This window comes from Streptomyces huiliensis (genome assembly GCF_020037025.1).
In the GTDB taxonomy this organism is placed as follows: Bacteria; Actinomycetota; Actinomycetes; order Streptomycetales; family Streptomycetaceae; genus Streptomyces; species Streptomyces huiliensis.
Genome location: NZ_JAIQLH010000547.1, coordinates 1 through 783 on the forward strand (window position 1 = coordinate 1; position 783 = coordinate 783).

The 783-nt window shown below is 73.7% G+C and carries 1 protein-coding gene; it reads right to left on the reverse strand.

All coding sequences use genetic code 11. The annotated features are described in order from the left end of the window. A partial coding sequence (gene aceA, locus JNW98_RS35795) for an isocitrate lyase (RefSeq protein WP_223772411.1) occupies nucleotides 1-783 on the reverse strand: 783 nt, incomplete at both ends.

The window sequence follows — 783 nt, forward strand, 5'->3', positions numbered from 1 at the left end:
CCACAGCAGGTCGGCGTGGGGGGCGTAGGCCAGGCCGCGGGCGATGACGGGGGCCATGCCGGGCTCGACGCGGTAGAAGCCCTCGGCCGTGCGCTCGCCGGTGCAGAAGCGGGCGTCGCGCTCGTCGACGTCGCTGGTCAGCAGGTTGGCGGCGAGGGCGTCGGTACGGGCGACGATCAGGGTCGGCACGTCGGCGATGTCGGCCGCCAGGCGGGCGGCGTTGAGGGTGCGGACGTGCTGGGCGGTGGGGACGAGGACCTTGCCGCCGAGGTGCCCGCACTTCTTCTCGGAGGCGAGCTGGTCCTCGTAGTGGATGCCCGCCGCGCCGGCCGCGATCATCGCCTTGGTCAGCTCGAACGCGTTGAGCGGGCCGCCGAAACCGGCCTCCGCGTCCGCCACGATCGGCGCCAGCCAGTCCACCGAGGAGTCGCCCTCGGCGGTCGCTATCTGGTCGGCGCGCAGGAGCGCGTTGTTGATCCGACGCACCACGGCGGGCACGGAGTTGGCCGGGTACAGGCTCTGGTCGGGGTAGGTGTGGCCGGCGAGGTTGGCGTCGGCGGCCACCTGCCAGCCGGAGAGGTAGATCGCCCGCAGCCCGGCCCGTACCTGCTGCACCGCCTGACCACCGGTCAGCGCGCCCAGCGCGTGAACGTAGTCCCGCTCGTGCAACTCGCGCCAGAGCCGCTCCGCGCCGCGGCGGGCGAGGGTGTGCTCCTCACGGACGCTGCCGGACAGCCGGACCACGTCCTCCGCCGAGTACGTCCGCTCCACCCCCTTCCAGCG